The organism is Microbispora sitophila, assembly GCF_014892245.1.
Classification (GTDB): Bacteria; Actinomycetota; Actinomycetes; order Streptosporangiales; family Streptosporangiaceae; genus Microbispora; species Microbispora siamensis.
This window is the reverse complement of the sequence record NZ_JADBGC010000030.1, coordinates 40342-65891: the sequence shown is the minus strand read 5'-3', so window position 1 is coordinate 65891 and position 25550 is coordinate 40342. Positions and strand designations below refer to the sequence as shown.

At 70.3% G+C, this 25550-nt stretch carries 25 protein-coding genes and 1 pseudogene; 11 read left to right on the top strand and 15 right to left on the bottom strand.

The features are described from left to right. Positions 1-45: 45 nt before the first annotated feature. Positions 46-363 carry a hypothetical protein gene (locus tag IL992_RS38730; RefSeq protein ID WP_193208275.1) on the bottom strand — a complete coding sequence of 106 codons (318 nt, stop codon included), beginning with the start codon at positions 361-363 and terminating at the stop codon, positions 46-48. Position 364: 1 nt separating this feature from the next. On the opposite strand from IL992_RS38730, the gene IL992_RS38725 reads away from it, so the two are divergent. Beyond that, a complete protein-coding gene (locus IL992_RS38725) occupies positions 365-1429 on the top strand; it encodes a hypothetical protein (protein ID WP_193208274.1) in 1065 nt (354 codons plus the stop codon). Positions 1430-1513: 84 nt separating this feature from the next. Here the strand turns inward: IL992_RS38725 and IL992_RS38720 are convergent, their stop codons facing one another. The 3 genes from IL992_RS38720 to IL992_RS38710 form a co-directional block, all read right to left on the bottom strand. Next, complete coding sequence (locus tag IL992_RS38720) at positions 1514-2359, bottom strand: alpha/beta fold hydrolase (protein WP_193208273.1); 846 nt, start codon at positions 2357-2359, stop codon at positions 1514-1516. Next, positions 2356-2949 (bottom strand): TetR/AcrR family transcriptional regulator, encoded by a 594-nt coding sequence (locus IL992_RS38715; protein WP_193208327.1) that lies wholly within the window; start codon positions 2947-2949, stop codon positions 2356-2358. Before IL992_RS38715 ends, IL992_RS38720 begins: the two co-directional genes overlap by 4 nt. An 85-nt stretch (positions 2950-3034) precedes the next feature. Continuing rightward, on the bottom strand, positions 3035-4024 hold the full coding sequence (locus IL992_RS38710) for a glutathione S-transferase C-terminal domain-containing protein (RefSeq protein ID WP_193208272.1): 990 nt from the start codon (positions 4022-4024) through the stop codon (positions 3035-3037). 238 nt (positions 4025-4262) lie between these two features. Here IL992_RS38710 and IL992_RS38705 point away from each other — a divergent pair, with 238 nt between their 5' ends. The 3 genes from IL992_RS38705 (at position 4263) to IL992_RS38695 (ending at position 6744) form a co-directional block, all read left to right on the top strand. Further along, the gene (locus IL992_RS38705; protein WP_193208271.1) at positions 4263-4820 is read left to right on the top strand and encodes an NADPH-dependent FMN reductase; all 558 of its coding nucleotides are present in this window, start codon (positions 4263-4265) and stop codon (positions 4818-4820) included. Between the two features lie 188 nt (positions 4821-5008). After that, positions 5009-6097, top strand: coding sequence for a helix-turn-helix domain-containing protein (locus IL992_RS38700; protein ID WP_193208270.1), 1089 nt, complete (start codon positions 5009-5011; stop codon positions 6095-6097). Positions 6098-6162: 65 nt separating this feature from the next. Beyond that, positions 6163-6744, top strand: a complete 582-nt coding sequence (locus IL992_RS38695; protein WP_193208269.1) for a dihydrofolate reductase family protein — start codon at positions 6163-6165, stop codon at positions 6742-6744. A 117-nt stretch (positions 6745-6861) separates the two neighbouring features. Here the strand turns inward: IL992_RS38695 and IL992_RS38690 are convergent. After that, positions 6862-7161, bottom strand: a pseudogene (locus tag IL992_RS38690) (ISL3 family transposase); the annotation flags it as partial. Positions 7162-7310: 149 nt separating this feature from the next. Here IL992_RS38690 and IL992_RS38685 point away from each other — a divergent pair. Beyond that, positions 7311-7700, top strand: a complete 390-nt coding sequence (locus tag IL992_RS38685; RefSeq protein WP_193208268.1) for a winged helix-turn-helix transcriptional regulator — start codon at positions 7311-7313, stop codon at positions 7698-7700. Between the two features lie 5 nt (positions 7701-7705). On the opposite strand, the gene IL992_RS38680 is transcribed toward IL992_RS38685, so the two are convergent. Beyond that, entirely contained in the window at positions 7706-7996 is a 291-nt protein-coding gene (locus IL992_RS38680) for a hypothetical protein (protein ID WP_226874592.1), read from the bottom strand. Continuing rightward, a complete protein-coding gene (locus IL992_RS38675; protein ID WP_226874591.1) occupies positions 7993-8331 on the bottom strand; it encodes an RraA family protein in 339 nt (112 codons plus the stop codon). Before IL992_RS38675 ends, IL992_RS38680 begins: the two co-directional genes overlap by 4 nt. Positions 8332-8464: 133 nt before the next feature. On the opposite strand from IL992_RS38675, the gene IL992_RS38670 reads away from it, so the two are divergent. Genes IL992_RS38670 through IL992_RS38660 form a run of 3 tightly spaced genes read left to right on the top strand, consistent with a single transcriptional unit; the run spans position 8465 to position 11099 of the window. Further along, on the top strand, positions 8465-9286 hold the full coding sequence (locus IL992_RS38670; protein WP_193208266.1) for a CPBP family intramembrane glutamic endopeptidase: 822 nt from the start codon (positions 8465-8467) through the stop codon (positions 9284-9286). Further along, on the top strand, positions 9283-10443 hold the full coding sequence (locus IL992_RS38665; protein WP_193208265.1) for a sensor histidine kinase: 1161 nt from the start codon (positions 9283-9285) through the stop codon (positions 10441-10443). Before IL992_RS38670 ends, IL992_RS38665 begins: the two co-directional genes overlap by 4 nt. Further along, positions 10440-11099 (top strand): response regulator, encoded by a 660-nt coding sequence (locus tag IL992_RS38660; RefSeq protein WP_193208264.1) that lies wholly within the window; start codon positions 10440-10442, stop codon positions 11097-11099. The genes IL992_RS38665 and IL992_RS38660 overlap by 4 nt, the downstream gene beginning before the upstream one ends. Positions 11100-11141: 42 nt before the next feature. Here the strand turns inward: IL992_RS38660 and IL992_RS38655 are convergent, their stop codons facing one another. The 7 genes from IL992_RS38655 to IL992_RS38625 form a co-directional block, all read right to left on the bottom strand. Next, positions 11142-11999, bottom strand: coding sequence for a DMT family transporter (locus IL992_RS38655; protein ID WP_193208263.1), 858 nt, complete (start codon positions 11997-11999; stop codon positions 11142-11144). Next, complete coding sequence (locus IL992_RS38650) at positions 11996-12712, bottom strand: ABC transporter ATP-binding protein (protein WP_193208262.1); 717 nt, start codon at positions 12710-12712, stop codon at positions 11996-11998. Before IL992_RS38650 ends, IL992_RS38655 begins: the two co-directional genes overlap by 4 nt. Further along, positions 12709-14523, bottom strand: coding sequence for a branched-chain amino acid ABC transporter ATP-binding protein/permease (locus IL992_RS38645; protein WP_193208261.1), 1815 nt, complete (start codon positions 14521-14523; stop codon positions 12709-12711). Before IL992_RS38645 ends, IL992_RS38650 begins: the two co-directional genes overlap by 4 nt. After that, positions 14520-15389: a branched-chain amino acid ABC transporter permease gene (locus IL992_RS38640; RefSeq protein WP_193208260.1), complete on the bottom strand. Its 870-nt coding sequence runs from the start codon at positions 15387-15389 to the stop codon at positions 14520-14522. Before IL992_RS38640 ends, IL992_RS38645 begins: the two co-directional genes overlap by 4 nt. Positions 15390-15438: 49 nt before the next feature. Beyond that, on the bottom strand, positions 15439-16599 hold the full coding sequence (locus IL992_RS38635) for an ABC transporter substrate-binding protein (protein WP_193208259.1): 1161 nt from the start codon (positions 16597-16599) through the stop codon (positions 15439-15441). 153 nt (positions 16600-16752) lie between these two features. Beyond that, positions 16753-18498: a thiamine pyrophosphate-binding protein gene (locus IL992_RS38630; protein ID WP_226874590.1), complete on the bottom strand. Its 1746-nt coding sequence runs from the start codon at positions 18496-18498 to the stop codon at positions 16753-16755. Positions 18499-18500: 2 nt separating this feature from the next. After that, positions 18501-19946: an aldehyde dehydrogenase family protein gene (locus IL992_RS38625; RefSeq protein WP_193208258.1), complete on the bottom strand. Its 1446-nt coding sequence runs from the start codon at positions 19944-19946 to the stop codon at positions 18501-18503. A 304-nt stretch (positions 19947-20250) separates the two neighbouring features. On the opposite strand from IL992_RS38625, the gene IL992_RS48720 reads away from it, so the two are divergent. From IL992_RS48720 to IL992_RS38610, 3 genes are all read left to right on the top strand, one after another. Beyond that, positions 20251-21015, top strand: a complete 765-nt coding sequence (locus IL992_RS48720; RefSeq protein WP_193208257.1) for an IclR family transcriptional regulator — start codon at positions 20251-20253, stop codon at positions 21013-21015. Positions 21016-21103: 88 nt separating this feature from the next. Further along, complete coding sequence (locus IL992_RS38615; protein ID WP_193208256.1) at positions 21104-22327, top strand: CaiB/BaiF CoA transferase family protein; 1224 nt, start codon at positions 21104-21106, stop codon at positions 22325-22327. Beyond that, the gene (locus IL992_RS38610; protein ID WP_193208255.1) at positions 22324-23100 is read left to right on the top strand and encodes a citryl-CoA lyase; all 777 of its coding nucleotides are present in this window, start codon (positions 22324-22326) and stop codon (positions 23098-23100) included. Before IL992_RS38615 ends, IL992_RS38610 begins: the two co-directional genes overlap by 4 nt. Before the next feature lie 158 nt (positions 23101-23258). Here IL992_RS38610 and IL992_RS38605 read toward each other — a convergent pair whose 3' ends face one another. Then, the gene (locus IL992_RS38605) at positions 23259-25409 is read right to left on the bottom strand and encodes an outer membrane protein assembly factor BamB family protein (protein ID WP_193208254.1); all 2151 of its coding nucleotides are present in this window, start codon (positions 25407-25409) and stop codon (positions 23259-23261) included. Between the last annotated feature and the right edge of the window lie 141 nt (positions 25410-25550).

Sequence of the window (25550 nt, the reverse complement as noted above, 5' to 3'; positions counted from 1 at the left end):
GACCACGTCCCGCGTGCCTGTCCCGACTCCCTCGTCACCTCTCGGTCAGCTCGGCCACCAGGTCCCGTTCGTGATCCCGGCCACACACCCGACCACTCCCACGGTCACCCCGCCCACCACCTCACCGTTCCTCCCGCCGCCGATCACGACGACAACGTCGACGACGACCACCACCACCACCACCACCACGCCCGGGCTGGTGGGCGGGGACAACCCGATCATCATCACCGCGCCCCCAAGCGCCAGTGGCACGACCACCGGCGGCACGAGCACGACCAGAAGCACGTCCAAGGGACGGTCGTCCTCCACCCCGCCCGCCCCGCCGACGGCCCCCCGCCGGCCCGACATCGCCCTGCTGACCATCGTGGCCGACACCCAGGACGAGGTCGAGAGCGACTACCTGTACCAGGCGATCCGGAAGATCCGGGACAGCCCGATCTTCTCGGCCCTGCTCGACGAGGTGACGAAGCACGCGCCGGACGACTGGGCCGCCCTGGCCGCCGACCAGTTGAGCCTGAACCCGGACGAGCGCTCCATGCCCGACGAGGTGCTGAACCGCATGGCCAGACTCGGTCCGTCCGTGGGGATCGTGGTCGTGGACAGCGACGGGTTCGCCGGCATGGGCGACCCGCCCGTGGCCTACAACTCCACCACGCACGTCATCGAGCACGCCAAGCCCACCTCCAAGAAGGCCCCCTCCGCACTGAAGAACGGCGGCGGCTACTGGGCGTACCTGCGCGGTGTCGTGTTCGAGCTGTGCAACGCGTCCCAGCGGCCGCTCCTGCAGGAAATCGACCGCCAGGCCGAGGCGGGCGACCTCGACGCGATCAGCTTCACCTTGGCGAAGGAAGTGCTGGAGACGACGAGCGAGGAGATGCACGACACGCTGATGCAGCGGGTGTTCAAGGACCGGTCGTTCCGGAGCACACGTGACGAGGGCGCCACCACGACCACCGAACTCGCCCTGCCGAGCACCAAGAAGATGCTCTACGCGGAGATCTCGGCCGATCGCACGGATCGGCTGCGCAACAGCATCAAGGTGAGGCACGCGCTCGGCTACCTCGAGGCGTGGAAGAGGGACTTCGCCGACACGTACAAGAGAAAGCATCCCACCGAGTTCAATCGACTCACGGCGTGGACCACCTCGACCGGCTCGAAGGTCAAGCCGCCTGGGACCGATTACGTGAAGGTACTCGGCACGCTCGGGCTGACGACGAACAAGGCCGAGGTGTCCCTGATCGAGGACCACGCCCGTCAGGCGTACGACCGCCCCGACGCATACGACCCGGACGCCGGGCAGTCGAGCGACGAGGACTACTCGGAGAAGACGACGAAGAGGAAAGAGCGCAAGACGAGTAAGTCGTCGAAGCGCGGGAGCGCGAAGCGCACCCCGCGCAAGAACAGCACCAGCAGCAGCGGCAGCAAGTGACACCCAGCTGGGCGATGCCGTGACCGAGACCAGCCGCAGACCGCTTACCATCTGCGGCAGCGTGGCCTCGGCTCCGTACCGGCTCTAGGTCCAGGCGCTCAGTACCTTGCGGAGCAGCTCGCCGAACTCCGCGGGGTGCGTGCTGAGGCCCGTGTGCCCGCCGGGGAAGTGGACGAGCGACGTGCCGAACCGCTCGGCGAGGAATGCGGCGGGGCGGTAGGGCAGTTCACCGCGTGAGTCCGCTCCCCCGGCGAGCACGAGCCGGTCCGACAGAGCCTCCAGGCGATCCACGTCCGGCGTGTAGGCCATGAAGCTCGGCACGATACGCCCGAGGAAGTAGGGCATGTTCGCCATCGTCCGCTCCACTCGGGCCGCCGCCTGCGGAGGGAGTTCGGTGGCCGCCTTGGCGTCGACGGGATCGGCGCCGGGCCGCCTCATGCCGGCCGCGAACACGGCCGCCGCGGGCATCAGCCCCTCCCGGCGGAGCGTGTCCTGCACGCGGGCGAGCAGCGCGCGATGCTCGGCGGCGTCCGGCAGCACCTCCACCATCGGCGGCTCGTGCGCCACGACGCGCTCGATCCGCCCGGGATGAGTGGTGAGCATGTGCAGCGCGACGATCGCCCCCGAACTGCAGCCGACCACGCGGGCGGGCACGCCTGGAGACAGCAGTTCCAGCAGCCGGAACGCGTCGTCGGCGTGCTGCTCGACCCGCTGCCGGGCTTCCGGGTCGTCCAGCAGGCTGCGGGACAGGCCGCGCGGGTCGTAGGACGCGACCGTGTAGTCGGCGGCCAGGTCGTCGGCGACGCCGTCATAGGAAGCCGCGCCGCCCGTGCCGCCGGGGATCAGCAGCAGGAGCGGGCCTTTTCCGCGCACCTCGTAGTGCAGAGTGGCGCCGTCCACGCGTAGGCGGCCGATGGCCGGGCTGGTCACGTTTGGTCTCCTTCTTCGTGTGTGGGCCAGTGCTCCAGGAGGGTGTGCAGGGCGTCGAGGCAGCGGACCCAGGTGTCTTCCGCCGGGCGCGCGTGCGCGAACCCGCCCGCGGCCTCGAGGCTGGTGAAGCCGTGGAGCGTGCTGCGCATCAGCCGGACCGCGTCGGTCAGGTCGGGTTCCTCCAGTGCGTAGCCGCGCAGCATGCTGTAGGTCAGCTCGATGGCGCGTCGCGGCCCGGCTGCCCGGGCCACCAGCTCGGGATCGATCTGTATCGGAATCTGCGTCGCCGTGTATCGGCCCGGGTGATCGTGGGCGTACTGCCGCCACGCGTTCGCGTACGCGACCAGTGCGTCCTTGCCGGCCCGCCCGGCGGTCGCCTCCGCGATGCGGATGGTCTTCTCGTCCGCCGCCAGCAGCGCGATCCGCCCGCGCAGGTCCTCGAGGCTGCGGACGTGCGCGTAGAGGCTGGCGTCCTTCACCCCGAGTCGTCGTGCCACCGCCGACATGGTCACGTGCTCGAGCCCGACCTCGTCCGCCAGCTCGGCACCGGCGAGCGTCACCCGATCCGCCGTCAACCCGGCCCGCACCATGTGCATGCCGCCCTTCTCAGCCTAGAGGCATTTGGATATGCCTAGGAATACTAGACTATTCCTTGGGCCCCAAGGGCCACGGCGGTCAGGCGGTAAGGGAGTCCCGGTCGTGCGGCTCGTCCCAGTCGGCGCGGTAGGGCTCGACCTCGATACGGGTGACGGCCTCGTCGAGGAAAGGCGGGCCGAGGTGCGAGAACGCGTCGAGGTCGGTGCTGTCGCGGAAGGCCGGGCGCTGGTAGAGGTCGCGGGCGTACCCCCACAGGTTCGGGAAGTCCGTCAGCCGGCGCTCGCTGATCTTTGCGAACGGGTTATAGGTCAGGTCGAACCGGACCAGTGTCACCCACAGGCGGACGTCCGACTCGGTGATCGAGTCACCGTGCAGGAACCGGCACGCGGACAGCCGGTCGTCCAGCAGTTCCAGCGCGGAGATCACCCGTCCGCGCAGTTCCTCGTAGGACTCGTTCGAGGCCGCGCCGGCGACCCGGTAGGTGCCGTCGTTGACGTTGTCGTAGAGGTAGTCGTTGAGTTCGTCGATCCGCCGCCGCAGTTCGACGGGGTAGAGCCGGACGGCGGGGTCTCCCCACTCCTCGAACTGGGTGCCGAGATCGAGGGTGATGTCAGGGAAGTTGTTGCTCACGATTCGTCGGGTCTCCCGGTCCCAGAGCACGGGGACGGACACGTGGCCGCCGAAACCGGGCTCGGTCGCCTCGTAGGCCTCCCGCAGGAACCGGAAGCCGTTGACGGGATCCGCCCCGCGCTTCTCCCGGAACGCCCAGCCCCGCCCGTCCCGTTCGTCGTCGACGTAGGAGAGCGAGACGACGTCCTCGAGGCCCTTCAGGAGGCGGACGATCGCGCTGCGGTGCGCCCAGGGGCAGCGGTGCGAGACGTAGAGGTGGTAGCGGCCCGGTTCGGCCCGGTAGCCGCTCGACCCGTCGGCGGTGACGCGCCCCTGGAACGGATAGCGGGGCCGGTTCCAGCCCCCGTTGCCGACTTCGAGCGCAGTCGCGCCGTAGACGCCGTACGTGTCCAGGTCCACCGGGTCGGCGTACAGCGGGGCGTGGGCCGGCGTGGTCATGCGGATCGCCTCCACCTTCAGGGGTCACAGGGGCCGGCCGTCCAGCGGGGGCGCCCGGTCCTCGCCTCGGTCCCTGCCGCCACCATCCGGCTTCTTTCTCCTCGGCGAATTCTTCCGACCGGCGCGGCTTCTCGCCAGAAGGAACATTCGTGTAACCACGGGAAGGAAATGTGCCTTCTTCCACCTGCCCGTGAACGGGTGCAGGATCCCGAGCAGGCAGAAGGAAAAGGACTGAAGAATGACAAGAATCGCCATTGTCGTCGGCAGCACTCGGCCGGGCAGGATCGGCCGGGATGTGGCGGACTGGGTTCACCAGATCGCCTCGAAGCGCACCGAGGCCGAATATGAGCTGGTCGACCTCGCCGACGAGAACCTGCCACTCTACGACGAGACGATCCCCGCCGCCGTCGGCCAGTACGCCCAGGAGCACACCAAGCGGTGGGCCGAGGTCGTCCGCCGGTACGACGGCTACCTTGTGGTGACGCCCGAGTACAACCACGCTCCGCCGGCGGCGCTGAAGAACGCGTTCGACCTGGTGTACGCCGAATGGCACAACAAGGCCATCGGCTTCGTCGGTTACGGCGCCGCGGGAGGCGCGCGCGCCGTCGAGCACCTGAAGCTGGTGGCGGTCGAGCTGAGCATCGCGCCGGTCTCCGCGCAGGTCGGACTGCTGATCCCGGCGGACTTCCCGGCCTACCCGGAGTTCACGCCGCTGGAGCACCGCGAGTCCGAGCTGACACGCGTGCTGGACCAGTTGGAGTCCTGGACGAAGGCGCTGGCCGCCGTCCGCGGCTGAGCGCCGGCGTGAAGAGGCGCGGGCCCCGGTCCGGTGCCCGCGCCAAATTCTTTCCGCGGATAAAGGCCCGTGTCTTCTCATCGAGTTTGCCGGCCCTACCGGAACGAAAAGACGGGAACGGCCGTCGAATTTCCCTGAGCACCCCCCGTTCTCCGTTTCCCGGCTCTTCACAATGCGAAGTGTCTTCGGTGACGCTGATGCGCCGATTGTCGTCGAACTCGCGCAAGAACCAGATCTACAAGGCGTTCCGGGAGGTCGGGCGCGTGATGCGGACCGTGGCGCTGCCACGCAGCACGCGTAACCCACGCAAATGTCCGCGGCCGGGCGCTCGTCCGGGAGCGGTGCCGGCTCGATGCTGGCGGCAGCGCGGCTGGACCATCCCGGCGCGCGATGCCGGCGGGGTTGATCGCGAACACGGTGGCGGCGATGCTGTGGGCGTGGAGTACGTGTCCAGAGTGCCGCGACCGCCGCTGGACGGGCTGATCGACGACCTTTACTACCTGGAGGGTGCGCCGCCGTACGCCCGGCTGACGCTGCCGCCGATGCCGTCGGCGTTGCTCATCGTCAACCTCGGGGCACCGTTCCGCATCCGCGCCGGCACCGACATCGAGACGGCCGAGTACGCCGACGGCTGCGTGGTCACCATGCCCACCCGCGCGTTGGAGTTCGGCTACCCACTCCGGACTCGGTCCGTCGGCGTGCACTTCAAGCCGTGGGGGCTGGCGCCGTTCCTGCCGATGCCCGCGGCCGAGCTGTGTGACCGGCCGGTGACGGTAGAGCAGGTTTGGGGCCGGCCCGCCATTGCTGAGCTGCGAGACCGGCTGGCCACGGCGGACGGACCGCACGAGATGCTGACGCTGCTCGAGGAGGAGCTGATGCGACGGCTGTGCGAGACCGCCGGCCTGGGGCTGGTCCGCCATACGAGCAGTGTCATCGCGGCGACCAGCGGGGCGGTGGCGATCGGCGACCTGAGGGTGGCAGCCGGTGTCAGCAGCACTCATCTGACACAGCGGTTCAAGGAGCTCATCGGCGTCACGCCGAAGCGGCTGGCCCGCACCTACCGCTTCGCCGCCACCGTTTTCGCGATCAACCCCGCCGGACCGATCGACTGGGGCGACCTCGCCGGTGGCGCAGGCTACTTCGACCAGGCCCACTTCGGCCACGAGTTCCGGGCCTTCACCGGGCTCACGCCGACCCGGTACGTCGAAGTCCGGCGGCGGTTCCTGCGCGAACATCCCGGCCACGTGCTGGACGGCTGGCCGCTGCCGGCCGATTGATTTCTTACAAGAGCGACAGCTCACGACACGCTAATTTGGGGCACCCCAAAGCAGAGGAGAGCCCCGTGGGCAAGGTGATCATGTACAGCTCGGTGTCGGTGGACGGCTTCGTCGCGGACGAGAATGACCAGCCCGGACCGCTGTTCGACTGGTTGTCCAGCGGTGACGTCCCGTTGGACGAGAGCGGCGAGCTGAAGGTGTCGCAGACGTCCTACGACTACACCCGGGCGTACTGGGACCAGATCGGAGTCACGATCGTCGGCCGCCACGTCTTCGACCTGACGGACGGCTGGGGCGGCAAGCCGCCGAGCGGCATCGACCACGTGGTCGTCGTGTCGCACCGGCCGATGCCCGAGGGCTGGGACCCCGAGGCGCCGTTTCACTTCGTCGACGGCGTCGAGGCAGCCGTGGCCAAGGCGCAGGAGCTTGCGGGTGACCGCATGGTCGAGGTCGCCGCCGGCGACGTCGGTGGCCAGGTGCTTGCCGCGGGCCTGATCGACGAGGTGCGCATGGACGTCGTACCCGTCGTGTTCGGGTCCGGCAAGCGCTACTTCGGGTCCGTCCACGCTCAGCACATGTTGGAGGATCCTGAGGTGGTGATTCAGGGCAACCGGGTGCTTCACCTGCGCTATCGGGTGCGCCGTTGACCGATCTGAGCGGGTACGCGAAGAAGTCCACTGCGAACGGTGACACAAGATCGGGCCTCCGGCTGCGTTTGCGCATCGCTGTCCCTGGTCGGGCAGCCGACGCCGATCCAGCACCTCACCTGCGCGCAGGGTTCGCCGGGCACGGTAGAGCGGGTCGTTCTTACGCCCGCGGCGGCCGGGGGTGGTCTGCTGAACGCGGCGGCGGCAGTCGTTGAGGGCGTCGCCGGCAAGGCGCACCACGTGGAAGGGGTCCATCACCGCGACCGCGGCGGGGACCTCCCCAGCGGCGGCGGTCTTGAAGGCGGTGAACCCGTCCATCGCGACGACCTCCACGGCCTCGCGCCACGCCTGGGGGCGCTGGGTAAGCCAGGCCTTGAACACGGCCTTGGAGCGGCCCGGGATCATGTCCAGCAGCCTTTTCCCGCTTCACGTACGCCTCGATGGCGCCGGCGCCGATCCCTCTTACCGCGCTGCCTCCCCACAGGCTGGACCGGGTGGGAAGGCTGCGGCTTGTTCACGCGCCGGTCGCGTGCGAGGCTGACGTTCTCAGCGGGGAGGGGAGCGCGATGTCAGAAGGATCTCGACTGCCCGGCGACGTGGAGCCCGACGTGTGCGCGGCGTTCCGCGATGCCCTCGACCGGGTCGGGAGCAAATGGGGAATCGCGATCATCGCGGCCGCGAGCAGCGGGCCCATCCGGTTCGCCGAGCTTCACCGGACGATTCCCGGCATCAGCCGCCGCATGCTGACCCTCACGCTACGCACCCTGGAACGTGACGGGCTGCTCGTCCGCACCGTGTATCCCACCGTGCCTCCGCAGGTCGACTACACGGCCACCGCTCTGGCCAGGGAACTGTTCGCGTCCACGCGCGCGCTGTCGGAGTGGGCGGAGAACAACCACGAGAAGATCACGGCCGCGCGGGCGGCCTACGACAGGAGCGCCGACGCCCGCCAGTAGCCGGCTCACAGCTGTTCGCCGAGCTTGAAGCCACGCTCGACGTCGCCCACGCGGGTGTAGGAAAAGCCGTCCGCGCCGACCGTCACGGCCATCTCGCCGGTGTGCGTGCGCTCCACGACCGGCACCGGATTGCCGTCGAGATCGAGCACCGCCGACGCCTCGGTGTACCGGCTCGGGACGACCGGGTTGCCCCACCAGCCGAGGACCAGGCGGTAGCCGGGCGAGAACTGGCCGGTCTCGATGCGCTCGCGGATCCAGTCGTAGGCGATCCGAGACTTGCTCCTGGTCTGGGTCATGGATGCTCCTCCCGCCAGGCCCGATAGCGCCGCCGCCCGAGTACCGAGGGATGAGCGGCCTGGGCGAACGTGGGGATGCCGATGGCGGCGACGGCGGCCGAGTCACGCGCGGCCCCGTCCGTGACGATTCCGGCGGCACCCAGCGTCTTCGCGCGCAGAGCGAGGACGTCGCCGACGGTGCCGGCGGTGGCGTCGCCGCGGGCCTCGATCACCAGCACCTCGCCCTCCCCGAGCGAGTCGAAGGCCCGCTTCTGGGCGTTGAAGCCGCCGCCGTGCGACTCGAACAGATCCGGCCGGTGCGCGACGAAGCGCAGGGTCCGCGCTATCCCGATCATCGCGGCGCACCTGTCCCCCATGCGAGCTACCCGCGAGTGTCCACCGTGCGGTGACGATTCCAGGCCGACGAATCCCTAACGTTCCGGGCGTAGCCGCGGCGCTCCGGCCGCGGGATCTCGCAAGGGAGTCGTCATGCGACTGTTGAAGCAGCTCGTGGCCGTCGCGGCGGTCGCCTTCGCCGGCAGCATGGGCGTGGGCGCGGTACAGGGGAACGCGCTCCTCACCCTGATCCTCGGTGTCGCGACAGCCGTACTTCTGGTGTTCGTGTACGCCCGGGTGGTGCGGTGGTCCGAGCGCCGCGCGCCGGTGGAGGTGGCCGCGAAAGGCGCCGCCTCCGCCGTCGGCCGGGGGCTGCTGATCGGTGTCGGGATGTTCGCGGCCGTCATCCTGAACATCGCCCTCATCGGCGGCTACCGGATCGACGGCGCGGGCTCCGTGGCGGGCGCGGTCGGGGTGCTGGGCCTCATGGCCGCCGCCGCGGTGACGGAGGAGCTGCTGTTTCGCGGCATCCTGTTCAGGATCGTCGAGGAACGCGCGGGGACGTGGCTTGCGCTGGCGCTGACCGGCCTGCTGTTCGGCCTGTCGCACCTGTTCAATCCGCACGCCAGCCTGTGGGGCGCGATCGCCATCGCGATCGAGGCGGGCGGCATGCTCGCCGCCGCCTACGCCGCCACCCGCACCCTGTGGGTGCCGATCGGCCTGCACTTCGGCTGGAACTTCGCCGCGGCCGGCATCTTCGGCACCGAGGTCTCGGGCAACGGCGCGCAGGAAGGGCTGCTGCACGGCGTGACGTCAGGCCCGGCCCTGCTCACCGGCGGCGAGTTCGGGCCGGAGGCGAGCCCGTACGCGGTTCTGTTCGGCCTGCTGCTGGCGGTCGCCTTCATGTGGCTGGCCCGCCGGCGCGGCAACGTGGTCCCGCTCCGGCGCGGCGCGACCGCTACGCTCGCCCAGTGATCGATCTTCAGCGGGTCACGGACCTTTGGCGGCGATGCGACGTCGTGGTCCGGGATTTACCGTTCGGGCTGCTGCTGGCCGTCGCATCGCTCCTGCCGTCGCTCCACGGCAAGGGGACGCAGGTCGGAGACCTGCCGGCCCGCCCCTTCGACGCGCTGGCGCTCGTGGTGATCGCCCTGGAGTGCCTTCCGCTCGCCGTGCGCCGGCGGTGGCCGGCCGTGTGTCTGGCTCTGGTGTCGCTCGGCTTCGCCCTCGACCAGATCCGCGCCTACCACGTGTTGGCGAGCAACGCGATGCCCATCGCGCTGATCAGCGCGGGCGCCCATCTGGAGCGCCACCGGCGTGTCACCGTGCTCCTCCTGTCCGCGGCGTACGTGCCGCTGGCGGTCGCGCTCGGCCGGCTCGGCGCGGCCGAGCGGGTGGAAGGTTACGTGGTTTTCTACCTGGCGCTGGCTCTCGCGTGGGGCATCGGGGCCTGGCTGCGCTCCACCCGGGCCGCCGAGGCCGAGCGCCGCCGCCACATCGCCGAGGCCACCCGCGCCGCCGAGCGCACCCGCATCGCCCGCGAACTCCACGACGTCGTGACCCACCACGTGACGGCGATGGTCGTGCAGGCCGAGGCGGCCCGCTACCTGACCGCCGCACCCGACCGCCTCGACGCGGCCTTGAGCGCGGTCACCGGCACCGGCCGGCGGGCCATCGCCGACCTGCGGCACCTGCTCGATCTGCTCAACCCCGACCACTCCGACCCCTCCGACGTCAGGATGCCGTCCGTCGGCGAGCTTCACACGCTCGTGGAGCAGACGCGCCTGGCCGGGCAGCCGGTGGAGTTCGCCGAGGAGGGCAGGCCGGCGGAATCGGCGGGCAGTGCCGAGTTCGTGGCCTATAGGGTCGTGCAGGAGTCCCTGACGAACGCCCTCAAATACGCCCATGGCAGCCACACCGAGGTCCGCGTGCGCTACAGCGAGAAGGAGATCATCGTGGAGGTCGGCACCGACGGTTCCGGCTCGCGGGCGGGCTCGCCCGGCGGGAGCGGGCGGGGCCTCGCCGGGCTCCGCGAGCGGGTCGAGACCCTGGGCGGCGAGTTCAGCGCCGACCGGCGGGCGGGCGGCGGCTTCGTCGTGAGGGCCCGCATCCCCGTGGGGAGCCCGTCGTGAACGCGCCGGTCCGGGTCCTGGTCTGCGACGACCAGGCGCTGATCCGCACCGGGTTCGCGACGATCATCGATGCCCAGCCCGACCTCGAGGTGGTGGGCGAGTGCGGGGACGGCCGCACCGCGGTCGACCTCGCCCGCCGGCTGGAGCCGGACATCGTGGTGATGGACGTACGCATGCCGGTGCTCGACGGCATCGAGGCGACCCGCCTGCTGGCGGGTGCCGGGGTGAAGCATCCCGTCAAGGTGCTCGTGGTGACGACGTTCAACCTGGACGAGTACGTGTACGAGGCGCTGCGTGCGGGGGCGAGCGGGTTCCTGCTCAAGGACGCCCCACCGGCGCAGCTGCTGCACGGCATCCGAACCGTCGCGACGGGTGCCGCGTTGCTGGCCCCCGAGGTGACGCGGCAGCTCGTCGGCAGGTACGCGGCGCGGATCCGTCCCGCCGAGGGCACCCCCGACGACGCCGTGCTGACCCCGCGCGAGCTGGAGGTGCTGCGGCTCATCGCCGACGGCCTGTCCAACAGCGAGATCGCCGCGACGTTGGTGATCAGCCAGGAGACCGTCAAGACGTACGTGTCGCGCATCCTCACCAAGCTCGGCCTGCGTGACCGCGTGCAGGCGGTGGTCTACGCCTACCGCAGGGGCCTGGTGACCTGAGACCGGCAGACCGCCGCGCCACTCGGGACCAGGACGCCTCGCTCAGGAGAGCGGGTGGAGGACCCACCGCAGGCCGATCACGATCACGCCGATCCCGACCATCGTGACCGGCGACAGCGGCTCGCCGAGGAGCAGAAAGCCCCACAGGACGCCGAAGACCGGAACCAGCAGGTTGACACTGGCCGTACGGACGGGTCCCTCATGGTCGATGAGCCAATAGAACAGGAGGTAGGCCAGCCCGCTGCCGAGCACGCCGAGTCCGACGACGTCCGCGGCGACCCTGACGGTGAACGGGCCCGGCGGCGGTGACAGCACGAGAAGCGGGGCCAGGACGGCGGCCGCGCCGAGTTGCTGCCCGGCCGCCACAACCAGGGGAGGCACTCCGGCGAAGCCCCGGCCTGCGTACGAGCCGCCGTACGCGAAGACGAAGGCGCCGAGCAGGACGGTCACAACGCCGATGACTCCGTCGCCGCTGATGCCGAGACCGCGCGGGGCGGTGGCCAGTGCGACCCCGGCCATGCAGGTGACGAGGCCGGCGAGGCGCCTCCGGCTGAGCCGTTCCCGCCCGGCCGTGACCTCGATGAGCAGGGCGAACGCCGGGCTGGAGGCGTTCACCACCGCGGTGGTCCCCGCGTTCAGGCGGGTGGTGGCGATCGACAGCAGCAGGAACGGCGCCGCGGCCGACAGCACGCCGAGCAGCGCGAACCGCCAGGCCGGCACATCGCCGCGCTTCAACCCGCGGGCGCGTACGACGGCCAGCAGCAGGACTCCCCCGATGAGCGTGCGGCCCAGGGAAAGGGCGACCGGGCCGAGGTACGGCACGGCCGCCCGGACGAACACGAAGGAGAGCCCGAAGACGGCCCCGCAGCCGATGAGGATCGCCAGTGAACGGCGGCTCACAGGCCGAGGTAGATGCTGCGGACCTTCGGGTCGCCCCGCAGGTCCTCGCAGCTTCCGGTCATCGCGATCTCACCGTTCTCCATGACCAGGCAACGGCTGGTCACCTCGAAGGTGAGCTTGGCGTTCTGCTCGACCAGCAGGATGCTCAGCCCTTCCGCGTTGAGCTTCTTGAGAACTTCGACGATCTGGTTGACCAGCTTGGGCGACAGGCCCATGGACGGTTCGTCCAGCACCATGAGCCGGGGCCGGGACATCAGCGCCCGGCCGATGGCCAGCATCTGCTGCTGTCCGCCCGACAGCGCCCCGGCAAGACGGTCGCGCATCTCGCCGAGCACCGGGAACAGGTCGTAGACCTCGTCCAGCGACGCGCGCGTCTGCGCCTTCCACGGCCGGGTGTATGCCCCCAGCAGCAGGTTCTTCTCCACCGTCAGGCCGGGGAAGACGTGCCTGCCCTCGGGGACGTAGCCGATCCCGGCGCGTACCACGTGGTGCGCGGGCATCCGGCACAGGTCGTGCTCACCGAAGCGCAGCGACCGGACCGACCTCGGTGCGAGGCCCATGATGGCCTTGAGCGTGGAGGTCTTGCCCGCGCCATTGGCCCCGATGATGCCGACCGACTCCCCCGGCGCGACGGAGAAGCCGATGTCGTGCGCGGCTCGCACGCCGCCGTAGTCGACCCCGAGCCCGGTGACGGTCAGTTCCGGCCCGCTCATCGGGTGACCTCCTGTGCGTCCTGCGTCTCGGCGTTCAGGTAGCCGGCCTCGCCGAGGTAGGCCTCCACGACCTCGGGCACGACGGCGACCTCGGCGGGCGGGCCGTCGGCGATGACCCGGCCGCCGGACAGCACGGTGACCTGGTCGCACAGGGACATGACCAGTCCCATGTGGTGCTCGATGATCACTACGGTGACCCCCGAATCGCGGATGGAGCGGACCATCGCGGCCAGCTGCCGCACCTCCTCGTCGTTCAGCCCCGCGGCCGGTTCGTCGAGGAGCAGCAGGCGCGGCGACATGGCCATGGCCCGGGCGATCTCGATACGGCGCTGAATGCCGTACGGCAGGGACTTCGGCTGGGCGTCGGCGAAATCGTCCAGACCGTAACGGCCGACGATGTCGTCGGCACGACGGCGTAGGTCCCGGTCATGCCGTACGACGCCCCAGGGCAGCAGCACGTATCGCCAGATCCAATGGGTGCGGGTGCGGTCCAGGGCGACCAGGATGTTCTCCCGGGCAGTGAGGTCGCCGAACAGGCGCAGGTTCTGGAAGGTGCGCGCCACCCCGAGCTGCGAAAGCCGGTACGGCGCGGTCCCGCCGATGCCACGCCCCTCCAGGAGAACCTGCCCCGCGGTGGGGACGTAGAAGCCGCTGATGATGTTGAACAGGGTGGTCTTGCCCGAGCCGTTGGGCCCGACCACGCCGCGAATCTCACCGGCGGGCACGCTCAGCGTCACGTCGTCGAGCGCGCGCAGGCCCTTGAAGCTCATGCCCACGCCACGCACTTCCAGCATCACGCCGCCGCCGCGCACGGGCGCGGGCTCGTACGGCGTGAAGGATCCGAGCGTGGCCCGGCGGCCCTCGTCGCGGCCCTTACGCCGGCGCAGCCAGGAGCGCACGAGCCGGGGGACGCCCGCGAGCCCCGTCGGGGCGAACACGACCATGAGCACCACGACGGCGCCGTAACCGAGCTGCGCGTAGACCGAGAAGTCCACGAGGAGCTCTCGCAGCAGCGACAGCGCCAGCGCGCCGACGACGCAGCCCACGATGCTCTGCCTGCCGCCGATGATGACCATCGCGAGCAGGAGGAACATGTTGGCGACGCTGAAGGTCTCCGGCGCCACGTAGCGGATCAGGCCCGCGTACAGGACGCCGGCGACGCCGCCGTACAGGCCGGACAGGACGAACGCGGTGATGCGCAGCAGCGGGATCTCCGCGCCGAGCGCCCCGGCGGCGAGGCTGTCGTCGCGCATCGCCCGCATCCGGCGCCCGAGCGGGGTGCGGACCACGAACAGGGCGAAGGCCAGCGCGACCGCGAAGACCACCAGCTCGACGTAGTAGAACAGGTATTCGCTGCTCAGGTCGATGCCGAACATCGGCGGCACCGGCAGGTCGCTGATCCCCTCGGACTTGCCGGCCAGGGCCGCATTGGTGATCCAGTTGATGAACGCCAGGGCCAGGCCCAGCGTCACGATGCCGAGGTAGTGGGACTGCACGCGCAACGCCGGGACGGACACCACCAGGCCCACGACGACGGCGGCCAGCACGGCCAGCGCGGCGGCGACCCAGAAGCCGAGCCCGGCCCGGGTGGTCAGGATCGCGCAGGCGTACGCGCCGATGCCGAAGAAGGCCACCTGGGCCAGGTTGATCTGCCCGGCCACACCCATGACCAGGCCCAGGCCGATACCCAGCAGGGCGAAGATGACGGCGACGTCGACCACGTGGATGGCGTAGCGGTCCAGCCCGTACGGCAGCAGCCAGGCGGCGGCCGCGAAGAGGACGAGGGCGACGACGGGGGTCAGGCGCTTCACGCGCGGTTCACCGTCCTCTCACCGAAGATCCCGGTCGGGCGGATCATGACGGCGACCGCGAACACCAGGAAGACGACCAGTTCCGAATACCCCTGAAAGGCGCCGGCGGCGAAGGAGTCGAGGATCCCGAAGGCCATGCCGCCGACGATCGCGCCGGGGATGCTGCCGAAGCCGCCGAAGATGGCCGCGGCGAAACCCTTGATGCCCAGTGACCCGCCCATGACCGGGCTGACGTAGAGCAGCGGCCCGACCAGGCCGCCGGCCAGTGCGGCCAGGCCGGCGCCGATGGCGAAGGCCATGGCGTTGCTGCGGCCGACGTGGACGCCCACTGCGGTCGCGGCGTGCGGGTTCATCGCGACCGCCTGCATCGCCGCGCCGAGCTTGGTCCGCTGCAGGAACAGGGCGAGCAGCACGGTCGCCACGGCGGCGATGGCGATGACGACGAGGCTGTAGGTGCGGATCCGGATGCCGAACACGTCAAGCGGCGCGCTGCCGACCGGGGAGGGCACGGCGTGCCCGGTGGCGCCCCAGATGAGGACGGCCAGCGCCTCCAGCACGGTGCCGAAACCGATGGTGCCGATCAGCATCAGGTCGAAGTCGCGGCCCTCCAGCCGGCGCAGCATCCGCTCGATCACGAGGCCGACGATGCCGGTCACGACGATGGCGACCACCATGGCCACCGCGAACGGCAGATGGGCGGTCATGTAGAACGTGGAGGCGGCATAGGCGCCGATCATCACCACGTTGCCGTGGGCGAAGTTGACCAGCCCCATGGTCCGGTAGACGATCGAGAATCCCATCGCCACCAGGGCGTAGACGGCGCCGAAGCCGATCCCTCCGATGAGGGTCTGCAGAAATACCTGCATGGTTCTCCTTGGTCCGGGGCGGACCGGCCACCCCGGACGACGGCCGAGATCAGCTCGCGCTCTCGGCGACGAGCTTGCCGGACTTGATGACGGCGATCCGGGTGGAGTGGAGGCCGACCCCCGACTCGTCGTAGGCGAAGTCGCCGAGCAGCCCGGAGTACTTGGTGGCGCGGATGGCGTCGGCCAGCTTCTGCCCGCCCTCGCCGCCGGTGGCCTTGAGCGCCTCGATCACGATGCGGGCGCCGTCGTAGGCCTTGGCGCCGTGCAACTCGGCCTCCTCGTTGTAGGCGGCCTTGTACGCGGCGGCGAAGGCGCGGCTCGCGTCGGTGGCGTCGTTGCTCAGGTAGGGGGAGCTGACCACCGAGCCCTCCACGTTGTCCTCCCCTGCCGTGCTGATGTACGGCTCGGTGCCCATCGGGGCGCCACCGGCGAAGACCGCCTTGAGGCCGAGTTCGCGGGCCTGCTTGGCGATGAGGCCGGACTCCACCTCCTCGGCGCCGATGAACAGCACTTCGGGGTCCTTCTGCCGGATGCCCGTGAGCGCGGCGCTGAAGTCCTTCTGGTCGGGCGTGACGACCTCGTCGGCGACCGGGGCGATCCCGCGGGTCTTGAGCGCGGCGAGGAAGGCGTCGTGCTCGCCCACGCCGTACGAGCCGTTGTTGCTGATCAGTGCGTATTTCTTGAAGCCCTTGGACTCGACCAGATACTTGGCCAGCGTCTCGTCGTAGGCGACGCTGGTCGGGGCGTTCAGGAACAGGAAGGGGCTCTTGAGGTCGGCGAGCTTGGGCGACTGGCCGGACGTGATGTTGGGGATCTTCGCGTCCTTCAGGATGGGAGCCATGGCGAGCGTGACCGCGCTCTCCGCGGTGCCGAACATCGCGATGTAGCCCTCGCTGGCGATCTTGCGGGCCAGGTTGGTGCCGATCGTCGGGTCGCCCTGGTCGTCGAAGAGGTCGAGCTGGATCTGCCGGCCGTCGATGCCCCCGGCCTTGTTCGCCTCGTCGACGGCGAGCTTGACGCCCTTGTTCTCCCACTTGCCGAGCGGGCTGAGCTGCCCGCTCTGCGCGTTGATGTTCGCGATCTTGATCGGTCCCGTGGCGTTCGCGCCGGACTCGTTCGATTCGCCGGGTGCGGCGCAGGCGGCGAGCGTGGCCAGGGCCGCGGCGGTGGCCGACACGGCCAGGGATCGGCGCCAGGAGATGGAGGACATGACTGTCACCTCGTTACGAGAGGGGGGTGATGGTGCGGGGCCCGGCATCTCGCGGACGCACAGGCGTAATGTACGAACGAGTACGTTAGTTATACGATGCTTCGTCGCCGTGGGGAATCTCGAAAGCGCAACGGTTGGCGGCGGCGGGGCGGGTCAGTCGGCGAACACGCCGTGGTAGATGTCCTTGATGTTCCAGTGGCCCGGCGTGGGCACCGGTTCGTTGACCATGGGCACGTCGATCACCGTCGGCCGGCGGGCGGCCAAGGCGGCAAGAAGCGCGGCCGAGAGGTCCGCCGGACCGGCGACCGAGTAACCGTCCGCTCCACACGAGCGGCCGAACGCGGCGAAGTCGGGGCTGTACGCCTCGCCCTCCGGCGTGCGGAAGTCGCACCCGTAGCTCTGCCCGTAGCTGGCCGACTGCAGGTCGGAGATCGTGCCGTGGGCGCGGTTGTTCATCACGACGAAGACGACCGGTGCTCCCTGCTCGACGGCCATCGGAACGGCGGGCAGCTGCGCGCTCATCCCGCCGTCCCCGATGAGGGCCACCACGGTGGCATCCGGCCGGGCGATCTGCACGCCCACCGCCGCCGCCGGGCCGAATCCCATGGTGGAGGCGCCGCCGGGGGTGATGAACCGCCCCTCGGGCGGCAGCTCGTAGCACTGCGCGACACCGTTCTTGTTCCAGCCGACGTCGGTGACCAGGATCGTGTCGGCCGGCACGGCCTCGCGCAGGTCGGCCAGGATGCGCTCGGGCCGCAGAGGGAACCGGTCGCTGGTGCCGCGTTCCCGGCTGGCCGTGAACAGCTCGCGGCGCGCGGCCCCGATCTCCTGCCGCAGTCCTGGCCTGCTGACCGGGGGCCGCGCCTTGACCGCGTCCGCGATCGCCCGCAGCGCCAGCGTGACGTCGGCGACGGCGCCGATTTCCACGGGGTAGTTGCGGCCGATCTCCGCCGGATCGATGTCGATCTGGATGAGCCTGCCCGGAGGGAAGGCCCAGGTGTAGCGGGGATCCCAGGAGCTCGCGTCGGTCTCGGCGAAGCGGGTGGCCAGGGCGAGGACGACGTCGGCCTCGCGGGTGTAGCGGTTGGTCAGCTCCAGGCCCCAGAAGCCCGGCATGCCCAGCACCAGCGGATGCTCGTCGGGCACCGCGCCCTTGGCCATGAGCGAGTGCACCAGCGGGATGTCCAGGTGCTCGATCAGGGACAGCAGCGCGGCGCGGCCGTCCTCTCCCCTGGCCCCGCCGCCGAGGTAGACCAGCGGGCGCTCGGCGCCGGCCAGGGCGTCGGCGATGCGCTCGGCCACCGCCTGCGGCAGGTCGGGCGCGGCGGCGAGCCGCACCGGCGGGCGCGGCCCCGCCGCCAGCGGACGGGAGAACAGGTCCATCGGCACGTTGACCATGACGGCGCCCGGCCGGCCCGAGGTGGCCGTCCAGAAGGCCCGCTCGACGTTGCGGAGCAGGTCCTCGGCCCGATGGGTCTCCCAGGCCCGCTTCACGAACGGCCGGACGATCGAGGTCTGGTCGGCGTCCGCGTGCAGGTTCACCTCCTGGTGGGGGTGCCGGCCACGGTAGTAGGACGGCACGTCGCCCGCGATCACGACCAGCGGGATCGAGTCGAGCGCCGCGGTCATCACACCGGTGACCGCGTTCGTCAGTCCCGGGCCCACGTGCACCAGCAGGACCCCGGGCTTGCCGCAGGCGCGGGCGTAGCCGTCGGCCGCGTGCGCGGCCGCCTGCTCGTGCCGGGCGATGACGAACTCGATGGGGCTGTCGCGAAGCGCGTCCAGCACCGCGATGTTGGTATGGCCGCACGTCCCGAAGACGTACTCCACTCCCAGGTGTTCGAGCTGTGCCACCAGCGCGTGGGCGGCGGTCATCGGCGTTCCCTCTGTGTTTGTCATGATCATTCCCCCCACACGGAGACGCCGCGCAGGAGCAGCGTCTTGACGACGGTGAAGTCCTCCAGCATCCATCGCGGCGACTCGCGGCCGATGCCGGAGTCCTTCACGCCGCCGAAGGGCACATGGTCGAGCCGGAAGTTGGAGGATCCGTTGACGACCAGACCGCCCACCTCCAGTTCGCGCCAGGCCGTCATGATGCGCCGGATGTCGTGGCTGAACAGTCCTGCCTGCAGGCCGTACCTGCTGCGGTTGCACTCGGCGAGGACCTCGTCGAAGTCGTCGTACGGCAGGACCGCGACGAGCGCGCCGAAGACCTCCTCGCGCACCAGCGTGGCGTCCGGCGGCGGGCCGGCCACGACCGTGGGCGCCGCCACGGCGCCGTTCCTGGTGCCACCGGTGGTGACGACGGCCCCGCGGTCGCGAGCCTCTGCGGTCCAGCGGACGACCCGCTCGGCGGCATCCTCGTCGACCATCGACCCCACGTCGGTGGCCGGATCGAGCGGGTCCCCCACCACCAGGGACCGCACCTGCGTGGTGAACGTCCCGACGAACTCGTCGAACCGGCTGCGCTGGACGTACACCCGCTGGACCGAGATGCAGCTCTGCCCCGAGTTGCTGTAACCGGTGGCCGCGCAGATCCTCGCCGCCTGGTCGATGTCGGCGTCCTCGCAGACGATGGTGGCGGCGTTGCCGCCCAACTCCAGCGCCAGCCGTTTCGGCCCGGCCGCGCGGGCCACGGCCGCGCCGGTCGCCGCGCCGCCGGTGAAGCTGATGACCGACACCTCGGGCGCGGCGCACAGCGCGGCGCCGAGCCCGCCGTCTCCGTGCAGCACCTGTACGGCCTCGGGCGGCATACCCGCCTCCAGCAGCAGGCCCACCAGCGCGGCGGAGGCGGCCGGCGCCTGCGGGGGCGGTTTGACCAGCGTGGTGTTGCCCGCCGCGAACGAGGCGCCGAGCTTGTGGGCCAGCAGGTTGGCCGGGGCGTTGAAGGGGGTGATCGCGAGTGCCACGCCTGCGGGCGCCCGGTAGGTCAGGGCCGTGGTGCCCGCACCGCGTTCCCAGCCCGCGACCGGGAGCACCTCTCCGCCCAGGGAGCGTGCCTCGGCCGCACACACCGCGAACGTGTCGGCCACTCGTGTCATCTCGCCCCGGCCGTCCTTCAGCGGCTTGCCGAGTTCGAGGGCGAGCAGGCGGGCGAACTCGTCCCTCCGTGCGATCACCATACGCGCCGCCTCTTCCAGGACCGCCGCCCGCGCCGCGGGGGTGAGCCGGGCCACGGTTCTCGCCTGCTCTCGCGCGTACTCACGGGCGGTGGTCACGTCGTCCGGCCCGGCGATCCGCGCCTGGCTGACCACGTGCCCGGCATAGGGGCCGACCCGTTCGAGCCACTCCCCCTCGGACACCCACTCACCTGCGATGAAGCAGCCGGCTCGGCTGATGCTGTCCAAAGACCTCTCCTCAAGCTGATCCGCTAAGCGGTACTTATGGACCGCAGTGTGGACTGGGTGTTAACGTACGGGTGCCCGGACGTTCTGGCAATAGGAAGTTTCAGAGCCGTTACGGGCACGGCATCCCGGCCGCTGGGAGTGCCTGACGAAGACTGCCCGTCGTGAGCGTGGAGCCGGACGGACGCGTCGCGGCGCCATCGTGGCGACGCGCCGTCCGGGCCAGGCACGGCAGGGCATGATTTGTCCGACGCGACCGAGGACGCGGTGACACCACCGCGCCATCCCTACTGTCTAGTGAGGACCTGTGCCTTCATCCGAATCCGGCGAAGCCGGCGGCGTCCGCAGCGTGCAGCGCGCGTTCGAGATCCTGTCGCTGCTCACCGAGGACCGGCCGGCGATCACGATCAGGGAGGTCGTGGAGGCCACCGGCCTGGCCAAGACGACGACGATCCGGCTGCTGCAGACCCTGGAGCAGATGGGTCTGCTGTGGGCCACCCCCAAGGGCTACACCGCGGGCCCCGCGTTGTGGCGCTGGGCCCACCTGGCCAAGCGGGCGTGGGAGCTGCCGCCGGAGACCCAGGCCATGATGCGCCAGCTCGCGTTGCGGCAGGGCGAGACCGTCAACCTGTACGTCGCCCGCGGCATCTTCCGGGTCTGCGTGGCCCAGCAGGAAGGCACCCAGGCACTGCGCCACGTCGTACGCATCGGCGACGAGCTGCCCCTGTGGGCCGGAGCCTCGTCGAAGGTCCTGCTCAGGGATGCCAAGCCGGAGCTGCTGGAGCGTATCGCGGCCACCTCGCCGCACGGAGCCGCGCACCTGGCGACTCTGCGGGACTGGATCGCCGAGGCAACGCGGGCCGGATACGCCACCAGCCACGGAGAGCGCGACGCCGGTCTGTCCGCGGTGGCCGTTCCGGTCGTCGCCGCGTCGGGCTCGGTGGTGGCCGCGCTGACCCTGAGCGGACCGACCCAGCGTTTCACCGAGGACCGGGTGCGGGAGTTCGCCAAGGAGCTGGCGGATGTGGCCCGCCGCATGTCGGAACGGGGCTTCGACCACCCGCTCGCCTAGCCGCGGCGAGCGTACGGGGACAACGGCTTTCCACAACCACGTGACAAGACGGCGTCGTCGGTGACGGCGCCGCTGGAGGTGTGCCCGAATGCAGGAGTTACCCCTCACGGGGATCAGGGTCGTCGACCTGACCAACGTGCTCGCCGGACCGTACTGCAGTTACCAGCTGATGCTGCTGGGCGCTGAAGTGATCAAAGTGGAGGTGCCGGGGCGGGGCGATCTCGCCCGCCGTCTGGGCGCCGAGGCCGAGCTCAACGAGGCCGGCATCGGCGCGTCATTCCTCGCGCAGAACGCGGGGAAGAAGTCCGTGGAACTGGATCTGAAGGACGATGCCGGACGGGCCGCCTTCGAGGAACTCGTCACCGGCGCCGACGTGTTGCTGGAGAACTTCCGCGCCGGGGTGATGGCCCGGCTCGGTTACGGCTGGGACCGGCTGCGCGAGCTCAACCCGCGCCTGGTGTACTGCGCCATCTCCGGCTTCGGGCAGAGCGGGCCGATGAGCACCGCCCCCGCGTACGACCAGATCGTGCAGGGGCTGTCGGGGATGATGAGCATCACCGGCACCCCGGAGACCGTGCCGCTCCGGGTGGGATTCCCCGTGTGCGACACGATAGGCGGCCTGTCGGCGGCCATGGCGGTGTCGGCGGCGCTTGCCGGGCGGAGCCGTACGGGCCTGGGGTGTTTCCTCGACCTGTCCATGCTGGAGGCGTCCATCTCGGCGATGGGCTGGGCGGTCTCGAATCTCCTCATCAGCGGGATAGACCCCGAGCCGATGGGGCGCCAGAACGCCACAGCGGCTCCGTCGGGGACCTTCGAGGCCGCCGACGGCCCGCTCAACATCGCCGCCAACCGTCAGGAGCAGTTCCTGGAGCTGTGCCGGGTGATCGGGCGCCCCGACCTGGCGCAGGACTCCAGGTTCGCCACCCGCGAGGCGCGCAAGCGCAACCGGGAGGAGCTGAACGCCGAGCTCAACGCCGTGCTGCGTACCAGGACCGCGCAGGAGTGGGAGCAGGAACTGTCCGAGGCGGGCGTCCCCGCGGGGCGGATCCTGACCCTGCGTCAAACCCTCGCCCTGGAGCAACTGGCACAGCGGGGCTTCTTCACCGAGTTGCCCTTCCCGGACGGCTCGGCGCGGCGGCTCACCGTGGTGAGCAACGGCGTCGTGGTGGACGGCCGTCCATTGCGGCCGTCCGCGCCGCCTCCTCTTCTCGGCGAGCACACTACGGAGTTCGTGCCGGCACCGGCCGTGGCCGCTCCGGCGATCTCCGATCCGACTCCGGCAGCTCCGTCCGGAAAGGCGGCCACTCTATGAGCCACAACACGCTCGGCCAGACCACCGCGGCGGCCGACTGGTGGGCGACCGGTGTGTCGCGGATCGCCCCGGACGTCATCGAGCTGCGCGGGCTACCGGTTCAGGAGCTGATCGGCAAGGCCGGGTTCGCCGAGATCGTGTGGCTGATGCTGCGTGGCGCGCTGCCCGAGCCCCGGCAGGCGGCGCTGCTGGAGGCCGCGCTCGTGTGCTCCGTCGACCACGGCCCGCACGCTCCCTCGATCGCGGTCGCCCGGATGGCCGCCACCTGCGGCATCGGCCTCAACAGCGCGGTCGCCTCCGGCGTCAACCTGCTCGGGGACTCCCACGGCGGGGCCGGCCAGCAATGCGTCGAACTCCTGGAAGACGTGCTGGAGCGAGGGTCCGCGGAGGAGGCGGTGGCCGCCTGGCGCGCCCGCGGCAGGTATCTGCCGGGCTTCGGTCACCGCTTCCACAGAAAGGACCCGCGTCGCGATCCGCTGCTCGGCCTGGTGGAGGAGGCGGTCGCCGACGGCGTCGTCCCCGGGCGCCATCTGCGGGCGGCGCGTGAGGTGGAAGAGATCTTGAACCAGGGCAGGAGCAGGCCGATCCCGATGAACGTCGACGGCGCGACCGCGGTCGTCTACGCCGAGCTCGGCTTCCCCGCACCGCTCGCGAGAGGCCTGTTCGTGCTCAGCCGCAGCGTCGGCATCCTGGCCCACGCATGGGAGGAGTCTCAGCAGGGCCGCCGCAACAAGGGCCCGATCCCACCGTCCATCCTGCCCACCCAGCTCTGAGCTCGGAGGAGGAGGGCCGGGCCGCCCGGCCCTCCTCTTGCGCCTCCGGCAACGCGAAACGCGTCCGGAGGCTCGTCGACGCACCATGCCGAAGCGCCCGCCGTGAGGTCACGGCGGGCGCTTCGGCGTCTGTCCCGGGGTCAGCAGATGTCCGGAGTTCAGTAGACGACGATCTTGCCGGTGTTCTGCGGGAAGATCGCGTCGTTGTAGAAGAACTCACCCGGGGTGTCGAAGGTGTGGGTGAACGACTGCCCGGGCATCAGCACCCCGCTGTCGAACTCGTACTCGAAGAACGAGACGGCCGCGTGCGCGTACGCGTTGTCGGCGGGATTGACGAAGGTGACGGTCGTGCCGACGGGAACGCGCAGATGCTGCGGGGACATCGCGTTCTGCGCGACCGTGTTCTCCTTGGCGCCGGGACGCTGGGCGGCGTTGTCCCAGACGCGGCCCAGGGTGACGGTCGTGCCGTTCACGGCCGCGACGCGGATGTCGTTGCGCTTCTTCGGCGGCACGGGCGCCGGTGCGGGCGGCACGGTCCCGCCGAGCTTGAACGCCCACAGGTGGTCGCCGCGGGGGATGTCGGGATAGGGCAACCCGTTGCCGCCGGCGAACACCGCGATGTACTGCTCGCCGTCGATCTCGTAGCTGACCGGGCTGGTGTGCACGCCCGCGCCGCACTGGAAGCTCCACAGGATGTCGCCGTTGGTGTCGTCCATCGCGTGCAGGACGCCGTCGGGGCCGCCCTGGAACATGACACGGCCCGCCGTGGTCAGGATGCCGTTGCCGTGGGCCAGGGACCACTCCCGGTCCAGCGTCCAGACCGGCTTGTTCGTACGGGGATCCACGGCCGCGATCCCGCCGGCGAAGTACTCCCCCAGCGGCCGGGAGGTGTTGACCCGTCCGTCCCTCGAATTGGAGAAGCCCGAGTTGATCAGGCCGTACCCGACGTAGATCCAGCCGGTCTCGGGATTGAACGACAGGTGCGTCCAGTCACCACCGCCTCCCGCGCCGGGGAAGATGATCGTGGCCCGGTCCCAGTGCGGCGTGTAGAGGCCGCCCCAGGCATAGAAGGGCACCGGGCGGGTGGCGTTGTCGAAGCGGGGCGCCTGGGGGATGAACGGCTCGCCGCCCGGGAACGGCTGGGTCCTGGAAGTCTTCTGCCGCTCGTCCTGCGGCACCGGCCGCTCTTCCATGCCGTGGAGTGGCTCGCCGCTCGTCCGGTCGAGGATGTAGAACATGCCGACCTTGCTGCCGTAGACCACGGCCTTGCGCACCCGCTTGTCGATCTTGATGTCGATCAGGACCGGCGCCATGACGTTGTCCAGGTCCCAGATGTCGTGGTGCACGGACTGGAAGTGCCACTTGCGCTTGCCCGTCTTGGCGTCCAGGGCCACGATCGAGTTGGCGAACAGGTTGTCGCCACCGCGGCTCGACCCGTCGAGGCGGGGATAGGAACCGCCGAAGGTCCAGTAGACCAATCCGAGTTCGGGATCGATCGCCGGGTGGATCCAGGGCACCGCTCCCCCGGTCTTCCAGGAGTCGCCCTCCCAGGTGTCGTTGCCGAACTGGCCCTCGCCGGGCGCGCTCCAGAAGATCCAGGCGATCTCACCGGTGGCGGCGTCCAGCGCGTACGCCCGGCCGCGGGCGCCGCCCGTGCTGCCCTGCATGCCGACGTAGATCAGGCCGTCCCAATAGACGATCGCTCCGGCGAGGGTGCCGGTGAGCCCCCCGCACTGACCGTTGGACGGGTCGCATCCGCTGTCGCTGCCGCCTGTCTCGCCCTCGGTCATCAGTTGCTTCTGCCAGACGATCGCGCCGGTGTCCTTGTTCAGGGCGTAGACGATGTTGGCACCCGACGTCGAGAACACCAGTCCCCGGGCGACCGCGACGCCGCGCATGTTGGTGGTCTTCGTCCCAAGGTTGGTCTTCCACTTGATCCGTCCGGTGCGGCCGTCCACGGCGAACACGTTCTGCTGGGTCGTCTGGACGTAGATGACGCCGTCCTGGACGACGCAGGTGCTCTGCTGAGGGCTGGCGGTGCTGCCGCCCTCCAGGTTGACGTGCCAGGCCCCGCCGAGCTGCTTCACGTTGCGGGGGGTGATCCGCTTCAGGGTCGAGTGGTTGGTGTTGGCGAGGTTGCCGCAGACCTTGGGGTAGTCGCGGCCCGCTTCGCCGAACGCGTCGGGCTGGCGAGGCACCGGTAGGGCGAGGCCGTCCTTCACGTCGGCGCGGGCAGCGGTGGGGATGCTCAGCGCGGCGGCGCCCGCCGTGACGCCGGCGGCGCCGGCCAGGAATCGTCGTCTGTCCACGGTAGCTCTCCTATGGTCCACACAATGGACCTATAGATCCGTTTGATGGACGCACAATAGGCCGGTTCAGACCTGGAAACAAGAGGTTTCATAAGCATCACGAGGGGTTGTGGTGACTATGGAGAGATGGTTACCTTCGAC